6 protein-coding genes are annotated in these 8,167 nt (G+C 65.6%); 1 reads left to right on the forward strand and 5 read right to left on the reverse strand.

Going from position 1 to position 8,167, the window contains the following annotated elements:
* The 5 genes from JHD59_RS21145 to JHD59_RS21165 form a co-directional block, all read right to left on the reverse strand.
* Positions 1–1,298 (reverse strand): iron ABC transporter permease (locus JHD59_RS21145; protein ID WP_199155709.1); only part of this gene is annotated, 1,298 nt, incomplete at its 3' end.
* Entirely contained in the window at positions 1,299–2,303 is a 1,005-nt protein-coding gene (locus tag JHD59_RS21150; protein WP_199155710.1) for an iron ABC transporter substrate-binding protein, read from the reverse strand.
* A gap of 27 nt (positions 2,304–2,330) precedes the next feature.
* The gene (efeB, locus tag JHD59_RS21155) at positions 2,331–3,623 is read right to left on the reverse strand and encodes an iron uptake transporter deferrochelatase/peroxidase subunit (RefSeq protein WP_199155711.1); all 1,293 of its coding nucleotides are present in this window, start codon (positions 3,621–3,623) and stop codon (positions 2,331–2,333) included.
* A complete protein-coding gene (locus JHD59_RS21160; RefSeq protein ID WP_199155712.1) occupies positions 3,620–4,741 on the reverse strand; it encodes a hypothetical protein in 1,122 nt (373 codons plus the stop codon). Before JHD59_RS21160 ends, efeB begins: the two co-directional genes overlap by 4 nt.
* Positions 4,742–4,829: 88 nt before the next feature.
* Complete coding sequence (locus JHD59_RS21165; protein WP_199155713.1) at positions 4,830–6,326, reverse strand: carbohydrate porin; 1,497 nt, start codon at positions 6,324–6,326, stop codon at positions 4,830–4,832.
* A 575-nt stretch (positions 6,327–6,901) separates the two neighbouring features.
* On the opposite strand from JHD59_RS21165, the gene JHD59_RS21170 reads away from it, so the two are divergent.
* Positions 6,902–8,116, forward strand: coding sequence for an aspartate aminotransferase family protein (locus tag JHD59_RS21170; RefSeq protein ID WP_103319788.1), 1,215 nt, complete (start codon positions 6,902–6,904; stop codon positions 8,114–8,116).
* Positions 8,117–8,167 lie beyond the last annotated feature (51 nt).

The following is an 8,167-nucleotide window of genomic DNA, read 5'->3' on the forward strand; positions in this document are numbered from 1 at the left end:
CAGTTGAGTCCCAGCGAGCGCGCCAGTTCCTCCAGCTTGCTTTCCGCCTGCATCAAGGCGCTGCGCACGCTGACCAGAGCCAGCGGCAGGAACATGATGGCATAGGCCAGCGCCAGCATGGCTGCGCTCTGGTACAGCGGCTTCAGCCACTGGATGGCCAGGTTGACCAGCGCCAGCGCGATGACGATGCCGGGCACGCCCTGTGCCAGATACACCACGCGCTCCAAAAGATGGGCCAGCCGGCCCGGATGGCGCGCCAGCAGATAACCCAGCGGCAGCGCCAGCACGGTGGTCAGCGCGGCGGCGGACAGGCCCAGGCCCAGCGAGGTGGCGGTGGCCGACAACAGCAGCTGCGGCGAGACCTCGGCCGGCGTCACCGCGTCCGCGCCGGGCTGCAGCGTCCAGTACGCGATGGTGGCGATGGGCGCGAGCAGGGTGACGGCCCCTTGCAGCGCCAGCCACAGCAACGCCGGCCAGCGTTTCCAGCCCAGTTCCAGCCGGTTGGCGGCGCGGCGCGCGCCGCGGTCCAGCCGCTGGTAACGGCCGTGGCCGCGCACGCGCAGTTCGGCCAGCAGGATCAGCATGCCCGCCGCCATCAGCACGCTGGCCAGCAGAGAGGCGCCGGCGCTGTCGAAGCTGGCGCGGTATTCGGCGTATATCTCGGTGGTGAATGTATGGAAGTGCAGCAGCATGAAGGCGCCGAACTCGGACAGGGTGGACAGCGCCACCAGCAGCATACCGCCCAACAGGGCAGGCTTCAGTTGCGGCAGGGTCACGCGGCGGAAGCAGGCCCATGGCGACAGGCCCAGCGAACGGGCGGTTTCTTCCAGCGCCGGGTCCATATTGCGCAGCACCGCCGACACCGGCAGATAGACCAGCGGCGTGTAGGCGGTGGTCAGCACCAGCCATGCACCCCAGAAGCCTTGCAGATCGGGACTCAGCGACACCCAGGCGAAGCTGGTGATGAACGGCGGGATGGCCAGCGGGGCCACGCACAGCAGCGCCCACAGCTTGTGGCCGGGCAGCTGGGTGCGCTCCACCAGCCAGGCCGAGGCCGTGCCGGCGATGGCGCAGCTGCAGGTGCTGGCCAGCACGATCAGCGCGGTATTGCCGGCCAGCCGGGCGACGATGGGGCGGAACAGCAGCTCGGCGGCGTCGCCGCCGCCGACACTGGCCGCCTGCCACAGCGTGAAACCGAGCGGCAGCAGCACCAGCAGCGCCACCAGCGCGGCGCAGGCGGTGAGGCCGAGCGGCCGCCGGCCGCCGCCGGCGGCCAGGCTTGAGGCGGCGATGCTCATTTACAGCAGCCCTGCCTGGCGCAGCAGCTTGGCCGACTGGCTGTCGTCGCCCAGCTTCTGCATGTCCAGCGGCGGCGGGTTCAGCTGGCTGAAGGGCTTCAGCTGCGGGGCCGGGGCCACGCTGGGCAGCAGCGGGTACTCGAAGGTGATGTTGCTCTTGGCGATCAGCTGCTGGGCGCGCGGGCTCACCAGATAGGCCAGGAACTTCTGCGCCGCCTCCGGATTGTGCGCGCTCTTCAGGATGCCCGCGCCGGACACGTTGATCAGCGCGCCGACGTCGGCATTCGGGAAGTGGTACATCTGGCTGTGCATGCCCTTGCTGCCCAGTTCCACCTGCAGGCGGGTCCAGTAGTAGTTGTTGATGATGCCGACGGCCACGCCGCCGCGGTTCACCGCCGCCACCACGCCTTCGTTGTCGTCAAAGGTTTGGGCGTTGTCGCGCAGGCCCTTCAGCCAGGCCAGCGCGGCCTGATCGCCCTTCAGCGCGCGCACGGCGCTGACCAGCGGCAGGAAGTCGCCGTCGGACGGGGCGATGGCCAGCTTGCCTTTCCATTGCGGCTTGGCCAGGTCCATCAGCGAAGCCGGCATGGCCATGCCAGCCGCCAGCTTGTTGTTGAAGACCAGCACGTTTTCGCGCGCCGTCACGCCCACCCACTCGCCCTGCGGCGAGCTGTAGCGCGCCGGAATCGGCGACAGGGTGGCGGCCGGCAGCTTGGCCAGCATCTGCTTGCCTTCCAGCAGCATCAGCTCCGGCGAGTTGGACGCGAAGTAGACGTCGGCCGGCGAGGCCTTGCCTTCCGCCAGCAACTGGGCGGACAGCTCCGGGCCTTCTCCGGAGCGGACTTTCACGCTGATGCCGCTCATCTTTTCGAAGTCGTCTGTCAGCAGCTTGACCGTTTGCGGGTGCTGGGCGTTGTACAGCACCAGACTGGCGGCGAGGGAGAGCTGGCTGGCCGCCAGCAGGCCGCCGGCGAGCAGGGCGGCGAGCAGGGTATTCGTTTTCATCTTGTCTTTTTCCTCTTTTCCAATGGGTTACAGCGCGGCGAACAGCGCCTCGCCGATATAGCCGCCCGGGCGCGCGCCCGGCGGGCAGGCGAAGATGGCGCTGGCGACGTGGGTGGTGTACTGGTTCATCATGTCCAGGCTGGCCAGCTTCTTGTTGATGCGGATGAAGCCAGTGCGCGGATCGCGCTGGTAAGCGATGAAGAACAGGCCGGCATCGTATTCGATGCCCTGGTGCCAGGGCGGCCAGCGCTCGGCGGTGAAGTTGGCGCCGTCGTTGTAGGAGTAAGCCCGGCGCAGGATGCGCGCGCCGTCGTTCTCCTGCGCAGAGGCTACGCGGGAGTGGGCGGTTTCCGGAATCACCGGATTGCCGTCCTTGTCCACCGCGTTCAGCTTCATCGGCTCGAACTCATGCCGCTGGCCCAGCGGCGCGCCGCTATCCTTGTAGCGGCCGACGACTTCCTGCTGGAAGCCCAGTTCGGTCTTGTCCCAGTGTTCCAGCGCGATGCGGATGCGGCGCACCACCACATAGCTGCCTCCCTTCATCCAGCCGCCCTCGTCGCCTACCCAGATGAACTGGTTCATCAGCGCCGGGTCCTTGGTGGACGGGTTGTTGGTGCCGTCTTTGAAGCCCATCAGATTGCGCGGGGTGCCGCCGCCGGGCGCGCCGCTGGCGAAGCCGGTCTGCGCCCAGCGCACGCTGGCGATGCCGTCGGCCAGCGCGGCCAGTTGCCGCACGGCGTGGAAGGCCACTTGCGGGTCGTCGGCGCAGGCTTGCACCGACAGGTCGCCGCCGCTCCTCTCCGGCACCAGTTGGTCGCCGTTGAACTTGGGCAGATCCACCAGCGCTTCCGGCCGGCGCGCCGCCAGGCCGAAGCGGTCCACGCCGTTCTTGCTGAACAGGCCGGGGCCGAAACCGAAGGTCAGTGTCAGGCGGGCAGGGGACAGGCCCACGGCTTCGCCGGAATCGAGCGGCGCCTTGTCACTTTGGCCGGACAGCGCACGCGCCGGTTGGCCATGGGTGAGGCGGGCCGCCGCGTCGGTCCAGGCCTTCAACAGGGCGATCAGGTCTTCGCGCTTGGCGGTGTCGGCCACGTCGAAGGCCGCGAAATAGCTGTTTTGCTGTTGCGGGGTGAGAATGCCGCCCTGGTGGGGGCCATAAAACGGCTCCACGTCCTTGGGCAGCTTCGCCGCGGCTGTCTTGGCGGCACCGGCGGCCAGCGCGCCGGGCGCGCCGCCCAGCCAGCCGGCCAGCGCCAGCGCGCCGCCGCCCAGCAGGAAGCCGCGGCGCGACGGTTGCGGGGGTGTCTTGCGATTGCTCATTTGGCCAGCACCAGATTGTTGTTGTCGTCGGTGACGTAGTAGAAGCCGTCGCCTTGCGGGGTGAGGGCGATGCCGAACAGGTCGCCGTTGCCGGGCGGCGTTTGCGCCTTGTTGGCGTCTATCCAGCGGGCGGCCAGCTGTTCGCCGGTGGCCGGGTCGATCTCCACCACCTTGCCGTTGGAGCCGTTGGTGGCCAGCAGGTGGCCCTGCGGCGTGGCGGTCAGCGCCAGCGGGCGCAGCAGCAGGCCGTCATGGGTCAGAGTGCGGCCGATGCCGGCGCTGGTGGTGCGGGTGGTGGCGTCCCAAATCTCGCTGATGCGATTGCCCAGGGCGTCGGACACGTAGAGTTTGTCATCCTTGCCGTAAACCAGGCCGGTGGGGCCGATCAGGAACACGCCCTTGTCGGCCTGCTCGCCGAAGCCGCTGGCCACCACGGTGCGGCTGACGATCTTGGGCGGCTTGCCGGCCGGAATCTCCAGCTCCAACCGCAGCACGGTGGCAAGGTTGACCACCGGCGGCGCGCCCTTGGCGCTGCCGACGCCGAAGCCGGCGTTGCTGACAAACAGCGTGACTTTGTCGCCGTTGTCTATCACCGCCATATTGCCCCACGGGTCGTTGATGTCCGGGCCGGACCACACGTCGGCCAGCCTGCCTTCGCTGTCCAGCACCATCAGGCAGCCGGCGCCCTTGGTATCGGTGGTGCCGTCATTGCTGGGCGTGCTGCCGACGATGACCCAGCCGCTCTTCAGCACCGTCATCGCGGTGGACAGGCCCACGCCGCCCGGACACTGTTCCAGCGTGCGCGGGATCTGCGCGAACAGCGACATCTGCTTGCTGTCCGGATGATAGTTGACGATGGTGCTGCCCATGCCCTGCAGGTTGGCGGCGTTGTTGAAGTTGTCCACCAGCACGTCGCCGGTCTTCAACTTGCCGGCGGTGGTCGGCGAAACGGCGATGGCGTAGGGGTTCTGGTCGCCGTTGTCCGGCACCGTGTTGACCAGCACCGTATGCTTCTTGATGCCGGCGAGGAAGACGTCGGCTGCGTGGGCGCTGCCGGCCAGGGCCAGCAGGGCGGCGAGGGCGGCCGCCAGGCGGCGTTGCGTGAAGTTCGCTTTCATCGTTGTGGTCTCCATGGGAGGCAATTGCGAACGCTAACGTGAATTGTTATCAGCATAGTCTGCATCTCGCCTCCGATTCGGCTCTTGTTCAGAAGGTGAGGGTGGTTTTCAAGCCCACGACCCAGCTATTGGGAATGCGCTGGGTTTGTGTCGCGTCGCTTGGCAAGGGCACGCCGGCTCCCACGTTGCGCACGTACTGCAAGTCGGCCTGCCATTGCCACCATGGCGTCAACTGGTACTGGTAGCTGGCTTCGATCTGCGTCTCGTCGCTGCGTACCGGGTACAGCGAGTTATTGTTATTGGCCGCGGTATCCCTGTCGTAAGCCGCCAGATGATTGCCCACCTTGACATAGCCGAAGGCGAGACCGGCGACGTCGTTGTCGCGGCCGGCGAACGGAGCGGTCAATGTCAGGCCGGCATTGGCGGAGAAGCTGATCTGGTTGCGGTCGCCGGGCGCGCCCATGGCGCGGGCGAATACGTTCAGCGTCTGCGTGCTGTCTTCGGCCGGGCGCCAGATCGTCTGGTCTGCCACCGCATAGATGCTGTAGTTGCCGTTGTGCATCTGCGGGTTGCCTTGAGTGACGGCCAGTGCTTGGCCGTTGACGTCCCAGCGGGTGTCGGCGGTTTTCTGGTTCAGATACCAGAAGCCGATCTTGTACGTGCCGGGCAGGCTGCCGATGCCGTTGCCGGCATGCGGCGTTTCCAGCGCGCCGTTGGATGGCAGGTTGCGGCCGTACTGCAGCTCGCCGATGAACAGCGTGCCGCCGTGGCGGCTGAACGTCGTGCCGTATTTGTTCAGTTGTTGCGGGTCGGAAGGGTTCTGCGAAACGTCGCGGGTCGGATCGCCGGCAAAGGCACCGCCGAGCAGCGTGAAATTGTCGCCTATCTTGCCGCGCAGGCGCACGCCCAGACCGGACAGCGGATAGGCCGGGCCGCCGGCCGGCAGGTCTGCCGACGGCAGCGCGGGCCAGCCGAACATGGTGCCCATGAAGGTACCGCCGTACTGCGTCACCATGAACTCCTGATCCAGGCTCTGCTGGCCAACCTTCAGGTCCAGCCTATCGCCGTTCAGCTGTTGCTGGAACCAGGCTTCCCACAGCCGGGTGGCGCGGTCGGCCTCAATGCCGCTCGCGCTCTGGATGCTGCCGACGTATTGCGCGCTGAAGGGCTTGCCGTGGATGTCCAGCACGCTGACGTTGAAGCTGCCGCCGTTCCACCAGCCGGCGCGCTGAGTGTCCAATCCCAGCGTCAGCGTGGCAAGGCCCTGGTATTTGCCGCCATATTGCAGGCCGCCGCTGACATTGCGCAGATACTCGCTGCTTTCGGTCAGGCCCAGGGTGACGCCATTGCGGCCCAGCGCGGAGCGCAAGCCGCCGATGTCGCCCAGCAAGGTGGAGCGGTTCCACCAGCCGGTCCATTGCGAATCCGGCTGGGCTTTGATGGTTTGGTCGGCTTCCGGCAGCTCGGCCGGATTGACGTCGCTGGCTTCGGTTTGCGCGGCATGGGCCGCGCCGGCCAGCAGCAGGCCCGTTGCGATGGCGCAGGCCAGCAGCCGGCGCGGATGGGGTGGAGGGCTTCGTTTCACAGTGTCACATCTCCCTTTAAACATCCATGTTTTAAGTAATGCGTATCGTTTTCATTATTGCGACGAGGCGAGGCTGTTCTGTATGGGACGCTGGGTTTATCAGCGCAGCAGACAGTTCCAGCATAGATAAACGAAAATCATTATCAATGGTTGACTGAACATGCCGCTTTTTTGACAGTTGTCGGGCTGAGCGGCATGAACAAAATCTTGGCAGACAGCGACAGCCGTGCGGCAAGGAGACGCAAAGCTGGATCAGGGGGAGCGGCGCTAAGTCTGGTTTGGCTTGGCAGATAATGATTTTGGCTTGATAAACAGGCATTTCATGCCATGGATATGTACGTTTTGGCCTTGGCTGGCGTGACGGGCTTGTCGCGTCATCGCATGGGGAAGAGAGATCGAGTGCTTGATGTTTATTGTTTGACAAAATTTCATGGTTTTGCGTCCCTTTCTATACGGTGGTGTCGCAAACAGGATAGTGACTTCTTGCCGCCATCCTTTAGAATCGATCGAGCAACTAAAAACAGCCGGCGGAAACCAGCGCCGGCGCACGACAGAACAAGGAAGGAAAACCATCAATGAGCAATTCGGTAACCCGCGCGGACTTCGATCAGGTCATGGTCCCCAATTACGGCCCGGCCGGTTTCATCCCGGTCAAGGGGCTGGGCTCTCGCATCTGGGACCAGGATGGCCGTGAATTCGTCGATCTGGCCGGCGGCATCGCCGTCAACTCGCTGGGCCATTGCCATCCGGAACTGGTGGCGGCCCTGACCGAGCAGGCTAACAAGCTGTGGCATGTGTCCAATGTGTTCACCAACGAGCCGGCGCTGAAGCTGGCCAGCCTGCTGGTGGAAAAGACCTTCGCCGAGCGCGTGTTCTTCTGCAACTCCGGCGCCGAGGCCAACGAGGCCGCGTTCAAGCTGGCGCGCAAGTATGCGCATGACCACTTCGGCGCCGACAAGAACCAGATTCTGTCCTGTCTCAATTCCTTCCACGGCCGTACCCTGTTCACCGTCAGCGTGGGCGGCCAGCCCAAGTACACCGAGGGTTTCGGCCCGGTGCCGGGCGGCATCGGCCATATCGAATTCAACAATATCGAATCGCTGAAGGCGGCCATCTCCGACAAGACCTGCGCGGTGGTGATCGAGCCCATCCAGGGTGAAAGCGGCGTGATGCCGGCCGATCCGGAGTTTCTCAAGGCCGCGCGCGAGCTGTGCGATGCGCACAACGCGCTGCTGATCTTTGACGAAGTGCAAAGCGGCATGGGCCGCACCGGCGCACTGTATGCCTACCAGCAATACGGCGTGACCCCGGATATCCTGACTTCGGCCAAGGGCATAGGCGGCGGCTTCCCCATCGGCGCCATGCTGACCACCGAAAAAGTGGCCAAGAGCTTCGGCATCGGCACCCACGGTTCGACTTACGGCGGCAATCCGCTGGCCTGCGCGGTCGCGCACAAGGTGGTGTCGCTGATCAGCGATCCGGCGCTGCTGGCCGGCGTGGAAGCGCGTCACCAGCGTCTGGTGGCGGGTCTGCAAGCGATCAACGCCAAGCACAAGGTGTTCAAGCTGGTGCGCGGCAAGGGCCTGCTGATCGGCTGCGTGCTGACTGATGAATACAACGGCCGCGCCCGCGATTTCCTCAAGGCCGCCGAGAAGCAGCAACTGATGATTCTGGTGGCCGGCCTCAGCGTGCTGCGCCTGGCGCCGTCGCTGGTGATCAGCGACGCCGACATCGACGAAGGCCTGAAGCGCCTCGACGCCGCCATCGCCGACCTGCTGTCCGCCAAGTGATGACGCGCCGCGCGGCATTCCCGCGCGGCCGTCGTCTTTGCCCCCGATTTT

This window comes from Chromobacterium sp. ASV23 (genome assembly GCF_016428945.1).
GTDB lineage: Bacteria > Pseudomonadota > Gammaproteobacteria > Burkholderiales > Chromobacteriaceae > Chromobacterium > Chromobacterium sinusclupearum.

Bases quoted from the DNA above. Each gene is read 5' to 3' on its own strand.
- JHD59_RS21150 (WP_199155710.1), bottom strand. From the start codon at position 2,303: ATGAAAACGAATACCCTGCTCGCCGCCCTGCTCGCCGGCGGCCTGCTG.
- efeB (WP_199155711.1), bottom strand. From the start codon at position 3,623: ATGAGCAATCGCAAGACACCCCCGCAACCGTCGCGCCGCGGCTTCCTG.
- JHD59_RS21160 (WP_199155712.1), bottom strand. From the start codon at position 4,741: ATGAAAGCGAACTTCACGCAACGCCGCCTGGCGGCCGCCCTCGCCGCC.
- JHD59_RS21170 (WP_103319788.1), top strand. From the start codon at position 6,902: ATGAGCAATTCGGTAACCCGCGCGGACTTCGATCAGGTCATGGTCCCC.